Origin of the sequence: Peribacillus sp. NPDC060253 (assembly GCF_042727425.1) — a bacterium.
In the GTDB taxonomy this organism is placed as follows: Bacteria; Bacillota; Bacilli; order Bacillales; family DSM-1321; genus Peribacillus.
Map to the genome: position 1 here is coordinate 55,245 of NZ_JBHXAS010000010.1, position 18,000 is coordinate 73,244.

An 18,000-nucleotide genomic window follows, 5' to 3' on the forward strand; every position below is an offset into this window, starting at 1 on the left:
TTGAATGGTCATAATAAAAGAATGCACCAAGTATGAAGCCGATACCAGAACCCATTAGGTATATACAAAAGGAAGAGGCCAAGGCTTGGAATGAAAAGCACTTGGTCTCTTTGTTTTACAGTATGAAGAAGATTGTTGTTAATCATTGTAATGAGTCTAAAGTAACTCAAATCCATGATAGAGCTAAGGAGCAGTCAGATGAAACAAGTTGAAATAATTGTTAAAAAAAATGTTCCATGCACTATGAGGGACGGTACCGTACTTTATGCGGATGTATACAGACCTAATTCTACTGGACAATTTCCAGTGTTATTGACAAGGCTTCCGTACAGTAAGGACTTACCGCTTTATTCCCATCGTTATTTGGACACCCACCGTCTTGTTGAAAATGGATTCGTCGTCATCATTCAGGATGTGAGAGGACGCTTTAAGTCAGAAGGGGAGTTCCAGCCATTCAGCCAGGAAGCAAATGATGGATATGACACGGTGGAATGGGCAGCTTCACTCTCGTATTCCAGCGGAAAAGTGGGTATGTTTGGCCTATCGTATTATGGATATACACAGCTGCTGGCTGCAGAAAAAAAGCCTCCGCATTTAGTCGCCATCTTTCCGGCAATGACACTGAATGATCAAAGAAATGGAACGGTTTACCGTAATGGTGCCTTTGCTCTCGGACTATTTGAAACGTGGACATTGGAATCGATTTTGCCTGATTTGCTGAAGCGGAAATTTGAAAAAAGTGTGGACATGACTTCAGCTGTCCGGAAGCTTGCTGACTCCCTCAATAATATTGAGGATTGGTATTCGTATGCACCAATTAATGATTGGCCGCCATTAAAAGTTCTGGAAGAAGATAATTTTTTCTTTGAACATTTGAAGCACCCAATTGAAGACGAATCCTACTGGCAAGATTCCAGTATTGCTGATAAATATGATAGGTTACAGCTTCCTGCTTATCATATGGGTGGTTGGTATGATTGTTTTATCGGCCCTACTCTGGAGAATTACGTGGAAATGAACAAGGTGAATGACCAATCAAGCAATAAACAAAAACTTATTGTTGGACCCTGGGGCCATGGCCACTTTTCCTCTATCCAGGGTGAACGTTCTTTTGGTGTGCACGCATCTGGGGAGTGGATGAACCTTGAAGAAGATATGACCAACCTACATATTCGCTGGTTTGATCACTGGTTGAAAGGAGTCAGCAATGGCATTGAGAAGGAACCACCCGTGAAAATTTTTGTAATGGGGATTAATGAGTGGCGCAATGAAATGGAATGGCCGCTTGAACGGACTGAATATACGAGTTACTATTTGCACAGTATGGGAAAAGCGAATACGAAAACAGGCGATGGTTGCTTACGAAAAGGTATGCAAGCGGAGGATACGGCTGATTCATATATATATGATCCCAAAAAACCTGTCCCCACAAAAGGTGGAGCCACGCTTTTTTCCGGTCCACTTACAATGGGGCCATATGATCAGAGCGTAATCGAAAAGAGGAACGACGTGCTCGTTTATACTTCTGATCCGTTGCAAGAAGCACTCGAAGTAACTGGACCGGTTAAAGTGAAGTTGTTTGCATCAACTGATGCAGTGGACACCGATTTTACGGCAAAGCTTGTGGATGAATCGCCGGATGGCACCGCGATTATCTTAACCGAGGGAATCGTCAACGCCAAATACCGGAACGGCAATCAGGCAGAAAAGGAACTGAGAGGCGAAATCGTTGAATACGAAATTAACTTGTGGGCGACAAGCAATGTTTTTCTTCCAGGACATCGAATCTTGCTTGAGGTTTCATCAAGCAGTTTTCCACAATATGCACCAAATCCGAATACAGGGAAATCAATGATTGAAAGCAGTGAAACAAAAACCGCCAGGCAAACGATCTATCATAGCCAGGAATTTCCGTCTCATATTCTTTTGCCAATCATACCTACGAGGAAAAATTCATGATAAGTGAAGGGGGAGAAAATGCTCGAAGAATTACATTTTTACCATTACAACCAGTTCTATGAGTGAATTACAGTTCGGGTGAGGTGATTAAAACTCAAAAAGCAGATGATTAAAGCCTTACTTCTCTAGTATTTATAAGAATAGTAGTAGGTGGAGTTCTTGTCTTTACGTCTGAAATCCTTGGCATAAAACTTGCAATTAATAAAATGAAGGGGGATCGTGAATCCATTAGATGGATTCAGGCATCCTTGATGTAATTGTGAGCCGAGAAGTAGAAGCTTGTACTGGAAATGGATCTGTAACCTTGGACTATTAAAAACCGTTATTAATAGTTTGAAATTTCTTAATGTTTTTTCTATTGAATGGTATAGTAGCGAAGGTTAATGTCGCGATGGAGTTGTTTTTAGGAACGAGATTATTGCAACCATAATTTAAAGCGCCTTCAATGGATCGTTTCATTAACATAAGAGGGGGAATTCAATTGAAAAAAATCATTGTGCTGCTCAGCATCATACCCGCAATTGGCTCATTATCTGTGGTTAACCGTGTGGAACCGTATATATTCGGTTTACCTTTCATTATTTTTTGGGCTGCAGCCTGGCTTATTTTAACATCCATCTGCCTTTATATTAGCAGTGTGATCTTTGATAGACAGGAGGAGAATAAATGAACAGTTCCATATTAATCATCATCATGACCCTTGTCTTGGCTTTTTACTTAGGTATCCGCGCAAAGAAAGGGAGGGAGATGAAGCTTGATGAGTGGGCTGTCGGGGGGAGGAGCTTCGGTTCTTTAATCATGTTTGTCCTGATGGCGGGAGAGATGTTTTCGACTTTTGTGTTTCTTGGAGCCAGCGGAGCTGCCTACCGTATGGGTGGCCCCACTATTTATATATTTTGCGCTCTTACTTATATCGTCCCTTTTTGGATTTTGCCCCCTATTTGGCGCTATGCGAAAAAACATAACGTGCTGACGCAATCTGACTTTTTTACAAAAAAGTATAACAGCAAGTCATTGGGACTACTGGTTGCTGTTATTGGAGTCCTTTCAATGATTCCCTACATCGTTTTACAATTAAAAGGCTTTCAGATCATCGTTTCCGAAGCGTCATATGGATTGATTCCCCCCACGGTTGCTGTTTGGATCGGAATGCTCTGCGTAACTGTTTTCGTATATGTGTCAGGAATTCACGGTTCGGCGTGGACGGCTGTATTGAAAGATATCCTCATTCTTGTCGTTATTCTATTTATGGGCATTTATTTGCCAATACATTACTTCGGCGGTATACAACCGATGTTCGAAACTCTGGAAGCAACAAAACCGGGATTCTTATTGCTTCCGGATGAAGGGCTTAGCATCTCTTGGTATATTTCCCTTTGCTTGATCATCGCATTGGGTCAATATATGTGGCCACATTGCTTTGGGGCGAGTTTATCTTCCCAAAACGAATCAGCTCTGCGCAGGAACTCTGCCATTTTACCACTGTATCAAATCATTCTAGTATTTATTCTTTTTATCGGTTTCACGGCCGTTTTACAGATACCGAATTTACAAGGCGGAGATACGGACCTTGCCTTATTTAAAATCGCGAAAGACGCTTTCCCTCCTTGGATTGTCGGAGTTGTCGGAGCGGCAGGTATGCTTGCAGCACTTGTACCATGTTCGATGTTGATTCTGACGGCAGCCACTATTTTATCAAAGAATATTTATAAAGCGGTCAAGCCTGATACATCGAATGAGCAGCTTGCCAAACTAACCCGTATATTTGTTCCAATCGTATCATTAGTCTCCTTAATCTTTACCTTTTATGGAGGTAATACGATGATAGCGTTATTAACCATGGCTTACAGTTTTGTCCTGCAACTTTTCCCACCTTTAGCATTCAGTTTGCTTAAGAGAAATCCGGTCAGCAAAGCTGGAGCTTCTGTAGGGATGATTTTAGGGGTGGTTTTGGTTGCTTACTTTACGCTGGCAGAGGCAACAATGGCCACTTTATTTCCGAAGGCACCACACTTCATACAAGATCTTGATATAGGAATTGTTGCCATTACTTTGAACCTTATCGTGATGCTTGCTGTCAGTGCTTTCACAAGAAAAGATCAACAAACGATTCAGGAAGAAGAACCGGTCAAACGAATCATCATCTCATGATCATTAGGAAGCAAGTGCCAGGTTTATAGCCCTCTAGGGAGGCAGCCTCTGAAAATGATACAAAGCACTACAAAAAGGATAGCGTATGAAGCTATCCCTTTTTGTAGTGGACCAAGCATGAAAGAGAAATGGAGAAGCAGATAGTAATCACTTTTTACCCTTACGATAGTGACATTATCTGTGTGAACGTAGTGACGAAAAAAATAGATTTGTGTTAAGTTGGACTAAACTGATTATTGGAGGCAGCGATGAAATACGAGATTATCTTTTTTGATGTGGATGATACATTGCTAGACTTTGGCATATCGGAAAAAAGGGCACTGCACAATACCTTTCTAGAGTTTGGGTTGCCAACAGGGGTCGAGGAGTATGAGGGAAGTTATCAAGAAATCAGTAGGGTATTATGGAGAGATTTGGAACAGGGCATTATTCATTTAACAGATTTGGGAGTGGAAAGATTCAAACGGTTGTTCCTGAAGCATGAGCTTAAAATCCATGCGGATGCGTTCAGCCAAGCGTATCTAAGATATTTGAGCAAGGAAATCCACCTAGTACCAGGGGCTGCAGAAGTTTGCAGGAATCTTGAAGGATGCCGGCTGGCGATTATCACCAATGGCTTTACGACTGTGCAGACGGCAAGAATCGGGGGTTCCCCTCTCTGCCAGACTTTTGAGCATTTGATTGTTTCCCAAGAGGCTGGGTTTCAGAAGCCTGAAAGAGGGATTTTTGATTATGCATTTTCAAAGTTAATGATTACAGAAAAATCGAAAGCGTTGATCGTGGGTGATTCCTTGACCTCTGATATACAGGGGGGATTGAATTATGGAATGGATACATGCTGGTACAATCCCCATCAAAAGGATAATAATTCGGGTATCAAGCCAACCTATGAAATCAGCAAGCTGACAGATCTTTTAGAGGTTGTAGGATGTAAGGTTTAAGGATTAACAAGCATTTGAATATGTTCAAGCCATTCTAACAAACCATAGGCTGCATATCCCGGTGATGGGAACATGCAGCCTATGGTTTTATTTATTTCATAGTTTGAGTATCAGTTCAAATCCAGCTCGTTGGGTTTTAGAGTTTGATCTTTTTCGATGATTCTACTGGATTGCGGTATTAATAGACAAAGCGCTAGGGAGATTGCGAGACCAGCCATCATGAATCCGCCAAATACCAAAGGGGATGGACCATATGAATCCGCCATGGTGGTCCAAATGAGAGGACCGAAACCGGCAATGGCTGCCGCGACCTGATATCCGACAGATAATCCCGTATAACGGACTTTTGCTGGAAAGAGCTCTGAGAATAATGTTCCTTGTGTAGAAAAAATCGCTCCCCAAACAACGCCGAGTACAACTGCCTGCATAAAGTAGAACCAGCCTATCCCTTGTCCGATCATAGTGAAGTAGGGGATAGACAAGACGAAAAGGAGTATCAGGCCACACACATAGATGATTTTTCGACCGATGAAATCAGAAATGTAACCAATGACGGGAATGGTAATGAGCATTGTAGCGCAGCCAATCGTTAAAGCGGTCAGGGCTGAATCTCGTGAATATCCAAAATACATTGTGGTAAAGACGAGAACATAGGACATGATGAATACATTGAAGAACCCGTCCCCGATTTTTAGTCCGATCACCTGCATTACACTTCTCCAATCATGCTTCAACGTGTCAATAATGGGAATCTTCGCAAGATCACCGCTATCTTTCTGCGCTTGAAATTCTTCCGTTTCTTCAATTCCACTCCTTACCCAGATTGCCAATGCGATCAGTACACCACTTAAAAGGAAAGGAATCCGCCAACCCCAAGATAAAAATTGGGCATCGGTAGTCAAAGAACTAATAAGGGTAAGGCTGAACGAACCGGCAACTAAACCAATGGGTACCCCTAGTTGGGGAATGGATCCATATAACCCACGGACCCCCTTTGGGGCAGATTCCGTTGCCAATAGGATGGCCCCGCCCCATTCACCTCCCAAGGAAATCCCTTGAATCAATCTCAGCACCACCAAGATGGCGGGGGCTGCCAGACCAACCTGGGCATAGGTGGGCAGAACCCCGATAAGCATTGAACTTCCGCCCATACCAATGAGGGTGAACATGAGTGCCGCCTTCCGTCCAATGCGATCACCCATATGTCCGAATAGGATGCTCCCGATTGGACGGGCCGCGTAACCTGCCCCGAAAGTGACAAAGGCAAGAAGAAGTGATATCGCTGGATCTTGATTGGGGAAGAATAGTGTTGTAAAAACTAATCCCGTCGCTGTCCCATATAAATAGAAATCATACCACTCAATAACGGAACCAGCTAAACTAGCGAAAAGAACTCGGCTTTTTTTCATGGGAAATGCTCCTTTAATATTGTTTTCATTTGTAAAAAAACGCTTACATCGAAGAGTGTACATTTACATGAACAAAATGGATGGCTGGTGAATATAAGTAAAAAAATGGATTATTTAGATTATTTTAGAGAGGTTATCCATATCCGTCAATATATATATCTGATTTTTCTGAAAAAATGAAACGTTTAACATAGCTTATTTCACCTGTATTGGAATATAATTAATTCTAAAGTAATGGAAAAATGAGATCAGCGCTCACGGATAAAATAAGTGTAGTTTTAAGTAAAAGGAAAAAGTTTTAACTCCTGAGGATCATAAGATTCAATTTGATCATTTAGTATTTTTTATGTATAGAAGAGTGGCGATGTGGGAATCATGTGAATAAGGAAATGAAAAAAGTGGAAAGGATAACATTTTAATAAATAGATAATAATCTCCAAGTTACTTAGTATAATAGAAAAAAGGTTAAGGAGTTGGTTTCGTATGGAGAAGCAATTGCCTGGAACATCACTGGAACCTGAAGAGATGGCTGAGATGGTTTTAAAAAAGGCGCTTAGTGATTACCGAAAAGCACAAATCGAAAAAGCCATCGATGACTCATTGAAGAATCGTGATAAGGAAGAGTTCATACGTTTAACTGAAATATTGAAGAGCATTTCATGAAATTTTGCACACTGCAAAAAAGACAAGTAGTTATGATGTAAACGAAAAGCTCCCGTGCACGAAAAGCCAGTGAAGCTTGATAATATATGTAAGATGAAGATGAAATTTTTTTAGCTGAAACATTCTTCGTTAATAGGAATCTATAGTATTATAATATTTTACATTGTAAGCGCTTTCTTGTATAATAGTCAGATAAAGAGAACGACGGAGAGAAGATCCAAGAGATTTTTAATGTAAGGGCGCCAATGTCAAAAGCTATAGGCATAAGAGGCAAAAGGTTTATGCATCAGGATGAAATGCTAAAAGGGGGAAAAGAAATGAAAAAGAATGGAGTGTCGTTAGCAGAATTTGTTCAGGAGGATCGATTCGAACTCAACTCCTACATTACTTCTTTATTTAACAAACTGAATGACTATGTTCCCAAAAGTCGTAAAGATAAAAAGTAATCAAAGAAAATAAAAGATGAATCAGGAAGAGCTGTATAACTTCCTGATTCATTTTTATTTTGTTTTGGCATTTTAGTTTTAATTCCGAGAGGGCCCTTATGAAAAACTTCAATTATTGACAATTGGAGCTGTCTCGATTGATAAGATGGCAATGCAGACAAAGTGGTGAAACAGGGAAGGGGTCATGGAGAGGAAGGATGGTGAAAAAAAGTGGTTATCGTCATTTCAATTATCGTGCCGCATAGAGAAGCGGAATCGTGGCGGTTCACATACAATAACTTTACCTTCACTAAAATTCAGGCTCCCATTATGGGTGCCTCTTTTTGTTGATGAATTCATCTCGGAATAGGTTATGTAATTCCTAGTCTGTTGATATAGTAAAATATCTTTTATTTTTTAGAATGGAGACAGGAAGATCGTTTAGAAATTAAAGGGGCGTAGCTCTAAGAATAGCTGGAATACCAATGCCAAAGTCCATTAAGACAAGAAATATTAATATTCAAAAATATCGTTAACGATATCTTTAAAGTAATGGTTAGTTCATATAGAACCAAGATTGGTTTATATCTTAGCTGGGATTTCGATTACACGAAGAGGTAATCACTTGTCGAAAAAACATTAATTGAATTTCTAGTCCATTTCCATACCCATCCATGTTTTAAAGTGTAAAGAAGATAGAATGTTATAAAAAATCCGAAAAAAAGTGTTTACAAGGAAAAAAGCTTGAATGCATAAAAATTTTCGGCAAGATTGCCATGTTAGTAAATGAAGGCTTCCTTTTATGGGAGCCTTTTTGTATGTGAAAAATAATTAAAAAAACCTGATTTATTTTTGGCTACCGTTGTTTTAACAGGTAGGGCAGGGGCATCACTTACAATCATTCGTTTGAATTAATGTAAGCTTTAACATTAATAATATGGAAATGTGATATTTGTGAATCCCATTCAACTTGAATATGGATTTTTTTATCGATTGAAGTATTTTGACCGCGAGCATACATAGTTTTATAATCGCCCTTAGCTTGAATGGCAACTATTACTAAAAGCCAAGGTCCATGCATGGTTTCGAGGGGACCTCAAACCGAATCTAAAAATATTTTTTGTATTTCTTTAATTTATAGATGACTGTTGGCTGACTGATTCCCAGATGATCTGCCATTTCGTATGTGGTTTTACATTGTTTCCATGCTTTTGCAATCAGTTGCATTTCAATTTTTTCCAGTGTCTGCTTTAAATCGAATTTCTCCTCACATTCCTGTTCGATTTCAAGGAAAGTGGAATCTTCAGGCTGTTCCATTTGCCCTGTGATGGATTGGGGAAGGTGATCAGGATATATATTGGTTTCTTCAATTGTGAGGATTAATCGTTCAATTAAGTTTTCTAATTCTCGAATATTTCCTGGCCAATTATAATGAGTCAAAACTTCATAAGTCGTTGGATGGAATTTTTTAAATTTCCGGTATTTATCATTGATCTTCTGTAAGTAATGCTGTATTAAGAGAGGTATATCTTCTTTACGTTCATGTAGAGCCGGAATTTGGATGGGAATCACATTCAATCGATAATATAAGTCTAGCCTAAACTTGCCTTCACTTACCATTTTCTTTAAATCTTGATTTGTTGCGGCAACCAGACGGAAATTAATATGGTTTTCTTTTTTTCCACCGATACGCTTTATCTTTTTTTCCTGCAATACATTCAGTAATTTGGCTTGCATGGCAAGTGGGAGTTCCCCGATTTCATCTAAGAAAAGAGTTCCGCTATCAGCCTGTTCAATCATGCCCTGCCGTCCTTGTTTGTTTGCCCCTGTAAATGAACCAGGTTCATAGCCGAATATTTCTGATTCGAACAAGCTATCAGGTATCGTGCTGCAATTCACTTCAATAAAAGGTTCTTTCTTTCGGTTGCTCTGATCATGAACGGCGCGAGCAAATGTACTTTTCCCTACACCAGATGGTCCTAATAAGAGAATCGTCGCATCGGTTTTTGCAACATTATGGATCGTTTTTAAGAGATGCTTTGTTTCATAACTTCTAGCATTCATGTCATGGTAATCCAATTCCTTTTCTCTTAAATCCTCGACTTCCGTTTGATAGCCCTTTACCTTTCGTTGTAATTGCGCAAATTGATCTTGCAATTGCAGGATCTCGGTTTGATCCTGACCATAGCTGATTACCCTAACGAGAATGCCTTCCTTATTAAAAATGGGATAGCCTGTCGACATGACAACATGACCCGTTTTTGTTTGTTGCATGATCCGCTGCGCTTTCTTTTCTTTTAAAACCAGTGCGTTAATGGAAGGAGTTAGAAGTCCTTCTTTTTCTAATTGATAGACGGATTTTCCGATGTAAGAGTCACTTTCCATACCATAAATCTCCCAAAGCTTTGGATTGGAATACAGAATGATTCCATCCTGATCGGTAATGAGGATGTTATTATTCGATGTTTCAATGATCTTATTTAATTCTTCCTCGAGCATTCCGTCGTACATGAATTCCACTCCTTTGGATATAGGGATATTGCTTAATTAAAATATAAATCAAAAAGTCGGAATAATCAAAAATTAAATCAAAAAATATGAAATTGATTAAGTTTTTAATCAAATGATGTAAAAGGATAACGACAATCCTCATTAATGGCAGGGAAATAGTTGGCGCGAATCTTGCTTAAGTAAAAGGTATGATTAAAAATTCCGAACGCTTATTCAAAGCTTTGGAATGAATAAAGAAAATTTAGGAGGATGTAACATGATGAAGTATCAACCGAAAGACTCATTCAAATCGCCCCGCTTTTGCGGAGTTCGTACGTTCATGCGGCTTCCATTTGTTGAACAGGTAGATGAACATATGGATTTTGTCATTACGGGTATTCCATTTGATTCCGGGCAATCATTTAGAACGGGTGCGAGATTCGGACCGGAAGCCATTCGCGATTTTTCCATCCTTTTACGCCCTTATAATCCAGAACAAGATATTAATATTTTTGATTATATATCAGGGATTGATTATGGGGATATTCCGATCATACCGGGCTATATTTCAGAAACGTATAAAAAGATCGAGGAAGAGCTTACTCCTGTCATTGAAAAAGGGATCATTCCCATTTCATTAGGAGGCGATCATTCTATCACTCTAGGGGAGCTGCGTGCAATCGCAAAAAAACATGGACCGGTTGCCCTGCTTCAATTCGATGCTCACTCAGATACGTGGGATAGTTATTTCGATCAAAAGTACAATCATGGAACCGTTTTTCGCCGCGCAATAGAAGAGGGTCTCATCGATGTATCGCGATCTCTCCAAATTGGTATGAGGGGCGGTCTGTACGGGCCGGAAGACCTTCAGGACGCTCGGGATTTAGGCTTGGGTGTTTATACGACGAACGATTATAAACGAATCGGTGTCGAAAAAATGCTAGAGGTCATTCACGAGCGAGTTGCGGACGGCCCTGTCTTTTTATCTTTTGATATTGATTTTTTAGATCCCGTTTATGCACCGGGAACGGGGACACCGGAAGTTTCAGGGGCCAGCATTGATGATGCTTTAAGCTTTGTAAGAGGATTGACGAATATAAATTTTGTCGGATTCGATCTTGTTGAGGTTTTACCTGCATACGATCATGGACAAATCACCGCTGCCGCCGCGGCTAATATTGTCTATGAATTCATTACACTAATCGCTCTCGCCAAAAAAGGAAAACTGGAGGGGAAACAGAAAGTGGAAGATTTGGAAACGCAGCTTAACAACTAGTTTTCATTCAAGTGGAAGGGGTTGGAGAAAAACCTCTTCCTTCCATCTTTTAACAAAAAAGGGATATAAAATAAAACAACCTTAAAAGGAGATGTGTACATGCATATTTTGGATATATCGATCATGATTCTATACTTTTCTGTTTTAATCATAGTGGGAGTAATTGGATCTAGACGGGCAAAAACAGCAGATGATTTCATTGTAGCAGGGCGTAATCTCGGTCATTTTATGTATTTATCCTGTTTGGCTGCTGTGATATTAGGGGGCGCTTCTACACTTGGAACAGCAAAGTTAGGTTATCAGTTTGGGATATCCGGTATTTGGTTAGTAGTGATGATCGGACTCGGGATTATCGCAATCGGATTGTTTTTAACAAATAAGATCTTTGATTTAAAAGTACTGACGATCAGTGAAATGCTTGAGAAGCGTTACAATTCTCAAACGCGATTAATCAGTGCATTGGTCTCGGTTATCTATACATTCATGCTGACTGTAACGCAAGTGATTGGGATGGGGACGATATTACATGTTTTGGCTGGTTGGAATTTAACGGTTTCCATGATAGTCGGGGGTGGGATCGTTTTATTTTATACAATATTAGGAGGAATGTGGTCAGTCACCATGACCGATGTCGTGCAATTCGTCATCATGACGATCGGGATTTTCTTTATCATGCTTCCAATGAGCATCTCTAAAGCAGGAGGGTGGAGTTCAATTCAAGAAAATCTCCCAGCCTCACATTTTGAGTTAGGCAACATTGGCGGAGAGACAATTTTTCAATATTTTTTACTATTTACCTTAGGGGTAGTCGTAGGACAAGATATTTGGCAGCGACTTTTTACCGCACGAACCAAAGCGGTTTCTCGAGGAGGAACGGTTGGAGCTGGAATATATAGCGTTTTTTACGCGATTGCAATCAGTATCATTGGAATGTGTGCTTTCATTATCCTTCCTAATTTAGGCGATCCACAAACTGCATTTACTAGTATAGCGATGGAAACCCTGCCTGTAGGTCTACTGGGCATTGTCATTGCAAGTGTAGTCTCAGCCCTAATGTCCACTGCTTCAGGAACATTGCTCGCTTCATCCACTTTAGTTGTTAATGACATCATTAAAAAATATTTCGGTTCAGGGATGAGTGAACGTCAATTTTTAAGAACTTCTAGGATTACAACTTTAACGATTGGTGTATTGGCCATAATCGTTTCGATATGGATTCAAGATATTTTAGTTGCACTGGATGTGGCTTACGCAATCTTATCCGGAGCTGTGTTCTTTCCAATCATTCTTGGATTCTTTTGGAAGAGAGTTACGGCTACAGCCGCTTTCTACTCCATTCTGGCTAGCATGATCGCTATTATTGTGGGATTGGTCATTAATGGGCCTTCCTCCACTCAACCCATTCTATACGGACTCGCTACTAGTTTTGTCGTCATCACTACCCTTACTTTCCTAAGTCCCAATAATGAGGTAAAGCAAGAGGTAAAGGAGAAAACGGATATGGACACCTTGGCTAATTGATGGTTCACCTAAAAAAGCAGAAAAAGAATCGAGGAGGAAAGAAATATGACAAAGATAATTTCCCTGCAACCCGCGACATTCGATACAATGGAAGAAGAGCGTAATCACAGGAAAGAACGGTTGGCAGCTTCCTTCCGTCTTTTTTCAAAGTTTGGTTTCGATGAAGGGATAGCTGGCCATATTACGGTCCGCGATCCTAAATATACAGACCATTTCTGGGTCAATCCGTTTGGGATGCATTTTAGTCAAATTTCGGTTTCCGATCTTATATTGGTTAATCATAAAGGTGATATTGTAGAGGGGGAACATTCGGTGAATGGTGCTGCCTTTGCCATTCATTCGGAAATCCATAAAGCACGACCGGATGCCATTGCAGCGGCACATGCACATTCGGTATATGGAAAGACATGGTCTTCTTTAGGGAGACTGCTAGATCCGATTACGCAAGATGCCTGCCAATTCTATAAAGACCATGCATTGTTCGATGATTTTACTGGTGTGGTTTATGCATCTGAAGAAGGGAAACGCATCGCTAGGGCTTTAGGTCAACACAAAGCAGTCATCCTCCGCAACCATGGTCTGCTTACGGTGGGCCAATCTGTAGATTCAGCTGCTTGGTGGTTCATAACGATGGAACGTTCATGTCAAGCGCAGATTATGGCCGAATCTGTCGGTAAGCCTATTTTTATAGAGGAGGAGTATGCAAAATTAACAGCAGAACAAACGGGCACGGAATATGAAGGCTGGCTGAGTTTTCAACCACTTTGGGATAGAATTAGAAAAGAGCAACCAGATTTCTTGAATTGATCATAAAGCACAGCATGGCATTTCGACTTGACATCTCATTAATTAAAGAAAAAGGAATCGTAGGTTCTTGAGGAGGTATTATCATGTCAGAATCAAAGAAAGCAGCTCCTTCACTTTATATAAGGGTCGATATACCCGAGAAATACATCAATGAGTTGAAGGAGTTTTGTTCTGATGTCGTTGTCGAACCATGGGAATTCGGCGAACCTGAACCACAGCCAGCCGTAGATCTATCTAAGTTTGATGTTCTTTATACGATGGGACTTCATGATAACCTCAGCATTCTTAAAAAGGCTCCAAAGATTGAATGGGTCCATTCAGACAGTGCGGGAGTGGAGGCCATGCTTAATGAAGATATTCAAAACAGAGATGTCACCATCACCAATGTCAAGGGTTGCACATCTGTCCCGATTGCCGAGCATACAATTGCCATGCTATTTTCGTTAGCAAGAGGTATGCCGACAATGATCAGAAATCAAATGAATAAAAAATGGGTTGAAATTCCTGTGACAGACCTTGAGAATTCGACAGTGGGGATAATTGGGTATGGTGACATTGGCTTTGAGATAGCAAAGCGATGTAAAGCACTTGGAATGACCGTTATTGGCTGTCGCCGAAATCCCGCCAAGAGGAACGAAGGATATGAGCCTGCTGATTTGATAATGGGTATGGATCAAGTGGATGAGGTCCTTTCACGGTCCGATTTTGTCGTCTTGGCTCTCCCGTTTACGAAAGAGACATCATATTTTTTAAATGAAGAACGATTAAATAGAATGAAAAAAGGCAGTTATTTAATTAATGTCGGCCGTGGCAATACGATTGTGGACGAAGATTTAATTGAATCATTGAGCAACGGGCACATAGCAGGGGCCGCGCTCGATGTGTTCGAAGTAGAACCATTACCTGAAGATCATCCTTTCTGGCAGCTGGAAAATGTCATCGTTTCCCCACATAATGCCTACAACTCTGCCAAACACCTAGATCGTGTGATGCAATTATTCTTGAAAAATTTAAAGCTTTTTTCTGAGGGTAAACCATTAATGAATGTTGTTGAAAAAAAACTTGGTTATTAACAGCAATGGGATATGTTAAAAAGAAAGATTCAACTGAATGGGGAATTTCGATTTTCCAAGAATATGATGAGTACGAGGGCAGACTCTAATTGGGTTTGCTTTTTTTATGGTTTAAATGCCACTGCATCATGTTTTTCTTGTATAGGACAATCTCTGATCAGGAAAAGCTGAATGTAAGGAGGCGATGTATGAATGGGTACTTTCGAAGTTATTTCCCTGATGCTAAGCTTTGGCATGTTTGTAATTGCTATTCTTGATTTTAAAAATCAAGACAAGAATCCTTGAAGATAACGAAATATGATTATGAAAAGTTTGATTAATGGAGCGTTTTTAAAAAGAAGGTAATGAATTCTGATTTCCAATTTGCAGAGAACACCAGTTATGAGGTGTTCTTTTTGTTGTATAAGTATTTAAGCCAGCCAACTTTGACAAAACAATGAAATGCCAGTATAGTACTAATAGACCAGTTGGTATAATGATGAGGAGTGATCAAGCTATGGCCGATAAAAGAAACTCTAAAGACATTCTTATTGAAGTTGCTTCCCGACTTTTTCGAATACGTGGATATTATGGGGTAGGGCTTAAGGACATTATTGAAGAAAGTGGCATTCCAAAAGGTTCGCTGTATCATTATTTTCCGAAAGGCAAAGAAGAATTGGCGATTGAAGCGATCAATCATACTAAAGAATTCGTCATTAATGAAATTAAACGGGGATTTGATGAGATCGATGACCCTATTAAAGCCATTCAGGCTCATATTTTTCAATTATCCGAGGTCTTTGGTGAAAGTGAAAATCTATTAGGACTGCCGATCGGTACGATAGCGGCTGAAACATATACGACAAGTGAGCCGATAAGAACGGCCTGTCAAGAAGCGATAGAAGAATGGCAATCCATTTATGTGAAAAAATTGCTTGAGGCGAAATATAGTGAGAAACGGTCAAAGGAATTGAGTATTGTAATAAATGCTTTAATTGAAGGGGGCATCCTGTTATCTTTAACGGCGAAAAATGGGGAACCTCTCCAAGCCATTGCGGAACAAATACCTTTATTGTTGATAAATAAATAAGTCATACGGAAACATTATTATAAGCTTTGGTCGATACGGTTAATTGGAGGAATTATTTTATGTCTACAAATGCAACACAGCAACAAAGCCCAGTCATAAGAACGACCCCTATATTAATTTCATTTTTAATTGCGGGGTTCATTGGGTTATTCAGTGAGACGGCCTTAAATATGGCGCTAGGGGACTTAATACAGGAATTCACTATCAGCCCATCCACTGTACAATGGCTGACAACAGGTTATTTATTAACCTTGGGGATACTGGTTCCCGTTTCCGGGCTCTTGATCCAGTGGTTCAATACTCGTCAATTATTCATTGCCTCAATGGTGTTCTCGATCTTCGGTACACTCCTTGCAGCCATAGCACCTGGGTTCGGACTCTTGATGCTGGCTCGCGTCATCCAGGCAGTCGGAACGGGTCTTTTACTGCCGCTTATGTTCAATACCATTTTGGTTATTTTCCCGATCCATAAAAGGGGAGCGACGATGGGATTGATGGGACTTGTAATCATGTTTGCACCTGCCATCGGACCGACAGTTTCAGGTCTGATCATCGAAAATCTGAAGTGGAATTACATCTTCTGGGTGACTTTACCGTTCTTTGTGATCGCATTATTATTTGGTCTCAAGTATATGCAAAACGTTTCTACGATCACCAAACCAAAAATCGATGTACCATCCATCATTTTATCGACAATCGGGTTTGGGGGAATCGTTTATGGCTTTAGTATTGTAGGAGAATCAGGATGGAGGAATGCCATTGTTTTATCCTCTATCATTGTTGGCCTTATCGCGTTATTCCTGTTTGCAGTAAGACAATTCAATATGGAGAGACCGATGATTGACTTGCGCGTTTTTAAATATCCCATGTTCACGTTAGGGTTAATTACCGTTTTCATTACCTTCATGATCATCATGTCTTCCATGATTCTCTTACCGTTATACCTGCAAACTGGGCTGGCATTAGCTGCATTTTCAGCTGGGCTTGTACTATTACCGGGAGGAGTGCTTAATGGTATCATGTCCCCGTTTACGGGACGCATTTTTGATAAGTTCGGACCAAGAGGATTAGTGATCCCGGGCTTCATTATCATGATTGTAATGTTATGGTCTTTGACGAACGTGACGACCGAGACTTCTATCATGATGGTAGTCGTCATGCATACTTTCCTTATGATTGGTGTTTCGATGGTCATGATGCCCGCACAGACAAACGGCTTGAATCAACTGCCGAAAAATCTTTATCCGGATGGAACGGCTCTTATGAATACATTGCAACAAGTGTCGGGAGCCATTGGTACGACGGTTGCGATTACCATCATGTCAACAACACAAAAAAATTATATGGCAAATGCGAAGGATCCGTTAGATCCATCCGTCATTAGCGGATCATTGACTGCAGGCGTTCAAGATGCCTTTATTTTCGGCCTACTCCTTGCAATCATAGGTTTGATCGCGTCGTTCTTTATCAGAACAGCACGAGATTAATAGGAACATATATATAGAAAAGATAAGTCCAGCAGGGAAAAGGTTTTCCCTGTCTGGCTTTTTTGTGCGCCCGGCATGGGTGCAATCTATAGGGTGCGAGTCCCGAACCATGAAGGCAGTAGTAATGGTTAGCTTAATGCAAGGGTGTCCATGGTGACGTGGAATCTGAAGGAAGCAAGCGGCAAACCTCCGGTCTGAGGGACACGAACTTCATATAAGGCTAGGTATCATTGGATGAGTTTGCGAAACAAAACAAAGTCCTTACTGCCGAAGGTGGTACAGAGTAAATGAAGCAGATAGATGGAGGGAAAGATTGCACTCTTACCCGGGGAGGTCTGATGACAGCCAAGTACACTTGGTAACCTGTCCAGTGATGGACAGCTGAATCATCAGAAGTCAGCAGAGGTCATAGTACTTGTCTACTCGAGAAGATAAGGAAGGACCGAACAGATTGAGGAGGACGGATACTAGGCGTTCGTTATTTTGCGAAGAAGCAAACAATTCCTAACGGAACTTATTTGAAGGAAGAAGTGGTGAATACACGGGGAACTTCAAAAGGGCGGAGCAGATAAAGGCACAAATAGACCATCTCGTCCACGCAGGGAAAGGATATCAACGATGTTAATGGAACAGATACTAGAGAGGGAAAACTTAATACAGGCATTGAAGCGTGTAGAAAGAAATAAGGGAAGCCATGGTGTAGATGGAATGCCGGTTCAAAACCTGAGA

15 protein-coding genes are annotated in these 18,000 nt (G+C 40.5%); 13 read left to right on the forward strand and 2 right to left on the reverse strand.

All coding sequences use genetic code 11. The features are described from left to right. Positions 1-198 precede the first annotated feature (198 nt). The 4 genes from ACFWE9_RS04635 (at position 199) to ACFWE9_RS04650 (ending at position 5,051) form a co-directional block, all read left to right on the forward strand. Positions 199-1,959 carry a CocE/NonD family hydrolase gene (locus ACFWE9_RS04635; protein WP_377355804.1) on the forward strand — a complete coding sequence of 587 codons (1,761 nt, stop codon included), beginning with the start codon at positions 199-201 and terminating at the stop codon, positions 1,957-1,959. 481 nt (positions 1,960-2,440) lie between these two features. After that, positions 2,441-2,629, forward strand: coding sequence for a DUF3311 domain-containing protein (locus tag ACFWE9_RS04640; RefSeq protein ID WP_230157337.1), 189 nt, complete (start codon positions 2,441-2,443; stop codon positions 2,627-2,629). After that, positions 2,626-4,110, forward strand: coding sequence for a sodium:solute symporter family protein (locus tag ACFWE9_RS04645; protein WP_230157336.1), 1,485 nt, complete (start codon positions 2,626-2,628; stop codon positions 4,108-4,110). The genes ACFWE9_RS04640 and ACFWE9_RS04645 overlap by 4 nt, the downstream gene beginning before the upstream one ends. 248 nt (positions 4,111-4,358) lie before the next feature. After that, a complete protein-coding gene (locus ACFWE9_RS04650; RefSeq protein ID WP_230157335.1) occupies positions 4,359-5,051 on the forward strand; it encodes a YjjG family noncanonical pyrimidine nucleotidase in 693 nt (230 codons plus the stop codon). Between the two features lie 110 nt (positions 5,052-5,161). Here ACFWE9_RS04650 and ACFWE9_RS04655 read toward each other — a convergent pair whose 3' ends face one another. Then, positions 5,162-6,460, reverse strand: a complete 1,299-nt coding sequence (locus ACFWE9_RS04655) for an MFS transporter (protein WP_230157333.1) — start codon at positions 6,458-6,460, stop codon at positions 5,162-5,164. Between the two features lie 483 nt (positions 6,461-6,943). On the opposite strand from ACFWE9_RS04655, the gene ACFWE9_RS04660 reads away from it, so the two are divergent. Both ACFWE9_RS04660 and ACFWE9_RS04665 read left to right on the forward strand, forming a co-directional pair. Then, positions 6,944-7,123 carry an IDEAL domain-containing protein gene (locus tag ACFWE9_RS04660; RefSeq protein ID WP_230157331.1) on the forward strand — a complete coding sequence of 60 codons (180 nt, stop codon included), beginning with the start codon at positions 6,944-6,946 and terminating at the stop codon, positions 7,121-7,123. Between the two features lie 317 nt (positions 7,124-7,440). Further along, positions 7,441-7,569, forward strand: coding sequence for a hypothetical protein (locus tag ACFWE9_RS04665; RefSeq protein ID WP_290370553.1), 129 nt, complete (start codon positions 7,441-7,443; stop codon positions 7,567-7,569). 1,086 nt (positions 7,570-8,655) lie between these two features. Here ACFWE9_RS04665 and ACFWE9_RS04670 read toward each other — a convergent pair. After that, complete coding sequence (locus ACFWE9_RS04670) at positions 8,656-10,059, reverse strand: sigma-54 interaction domain-containing protein (protein WP_377355807.1); 1,404 nt, start codon at positions 10,057-10,059, stop codon at positions 8,656-8,658. A gap of 256 nt (positions 10,060-10,315) precedes the next feature. Between ACFWE9_RS04670 and speB the strand changes: the two genes are divergently transcribed. The 7 genes from speB (at position 10,316) to ACFWE9_RS04705 (ending at position 17,271) form a co-directional block, all read left to right on the forward strand. Next, the gene (speB, locus tag ACFWE9_RS04675; protein ID WP_377355808.1) at positions 10,316-11,314 is read left to right on the forward strand and encodes an agmatinase; all 999 of its coding nucleotides are present in this window, start codon (positions 10,316-10,318) and stop codon (positions 11,312-11,314) included. Between the two features lie 99 nt (positions 11,315-11,413). Beyond that, complete coding sequence (locus tag ACFWE9_RS04680; protein WP_230157327.1) at positions 11,414-12,835, forward strand: sodium:solute symporter family protein; 1,422 nt, start codon at positions 11,414-11,416, stop codon at positions 12,833-12,835. 45 nt (positions 12,836-12,880) lie between these two features. Beyond that, entirely contained in the window at positions 12,881-13,642 is a 762-nt protein-coding gene (locus ACFWE9_RS04685; protein WP_230157326.1) for a class II aldolase/adducin family protein, read from the forward strand. Positions 13,643-13,725: 83 nt separating this feature from the next. Continuing rightward, positions 13,726-14,715 carry a D-2-hydroxyacid dehydrogenase gene (locus ACFWE9_RS04690; protein WP_230157325.1) on the forward strand — a complete coding sequence of 330 codons (990 nt, stop codon included), beginning with the start codon at positions 13,726-13,728 and terminating at the stop codon, positions 14,713-14,715. A gap of 192 nt (positions 14,716-14,907) precedes the next feature. Beyond that, complete coding sequence (locus tag ACFWE9_RS04695; RefSeq protein ID WP_230157323.1) at positions 14,908-15,000, forward strand: putative holin-like toxin; 93 nt, start codon at positions 14,908-14,910, stop codon at positions 14,998-15,000. A gap of 211 nt (positions 15,001-15,211) precedes the next feature. Next, entirely contained in the window at positions 15,212-15,784 is a 573-nt protein-coding gene (locus tag ACFWE9_RS04700) for a TetR/AcrR family transcriptional regulator (RefSeq protein WP_230157321.1), read from the forward strand. A gap of 59 nt (positions 15,785-15,843) precedes the next feature. Continuing rightward, positions 15,844-17,271 carry an MDR family MFS transporter gene (locus tag ACFWE9_RS04705; protein WP_230157319.1) on the forward strand — a complete coding sequence of 476 codons (1,428 nt, stop codon included), beginning with the start codon at positions 15,844-15,846 and terminating at the stop codon, positions 17,269-17,271. The last annotated feature ends 729 nt before the right edge of the window (positions 17,272-18,000 follow it).

Excerpts from the sequence above, each read along its gene's own strand:
- ACFWE9_RS04635 (WP_377355804.1), top strand. The coding sequence starts at position 199 with ATGAAACAAGTTGAAATAATTGTTAAAAAAAATGTTCCATGCACTATG.
- ACFWE9_RS04645 (WP_230157336.1), top strand. The coding sequence starts at position 2,626 with ATGAACAGTTCCATATTAATCATCATCATGACCCTTGTCTTGGCTTTT.
- ACFWE9_RS04650 (WP_230157335.1), top strand. The coding sequence starts at position 4,359 with ATGAAATACGAGATTATCTTTTTTGATGTGGATGATACATTGCTAGAC.
- ACFWE9_RS04655 (WP_230157333.1), bottom strand. The coding sequence starts at position 6,460 with ATGAAAAAAAGCCGAGTTCTTTTCGCTAGTTTAGCTGGTTCCGTTATT.
- ACFWE9_RS04660 (WP_230157331.1), top strand. The coding sequence starts at position 6,944 with ATGGAGAAGCAATTGCCTGGAACATCACTGGAACCTGAAGAGATGGCT.
- ACFWE9_RS04665 (WP_290370553.1), top strand. The coding sequence starts at position 7,441 with ATGAAAAAGAATGGAGTGTCGTTAGCAGAATTTGTTCAGGAGGATCGA.
- ACFWE9_RS04670 (WP_377355807.1), bottom strand. The coding sequence starts at position 10,059 with ATGTACGACGGAATGCTCGAGGAAGAATTAAATAAGATCATTGAAACA.
- speB (WP_377355808.1), top strand. The coding sequence starts at position 10,316 with ATGATGAAGTATCAACCGAAAGACTCATTCAAATCGCCCCGCTTTTGC.
- ACFWE9_RS04680 (WP_230157327.1), top strand. The coding sequence starts at position 11,414 with ATGCATATTTTGGATATATCGATCATGATTCTATACTTTTCTGTTTTA.
- ACFWE9_RS04685 (WP_230157326.1), top strand. The coding sequence starts at position 12,881 with ATGACAAAGATAATTTCCCTGCAACCCGCGACATTCGATACAATGGAA.
- ACFWE9_RS04690 (WP_230157325.1), top strand. The coding sequence starts at position 13,726 with ATGTCAGAATCAAAGAAAGCAGCTCCTTCACTTTATATAAGGGTCGAT.
- ACFWE9_RS04695 (WP_230157323.1), top strand. The coding sequence starts at position 14,908 with ATGGGTACTTTCGAAGTTATTTCCCTGATGCTAAGCTTTGGCATGTTT.
- ACFWE9_RS04700 (WP_230157321.1), top strand. The coding sequence starts at position 15,212 with ATGGCCGATAAAAGAAACTCTAAAGACATTCTTATTGAAGTTGCTTCC.
- ACFWE9_RS04705 (WP_230157319.1), top strand. The coding sequence starts at position 15,844 with ATGTCTACAAATGCAACACAGCAACAAAGCCCAGTCATAAGAACGACC.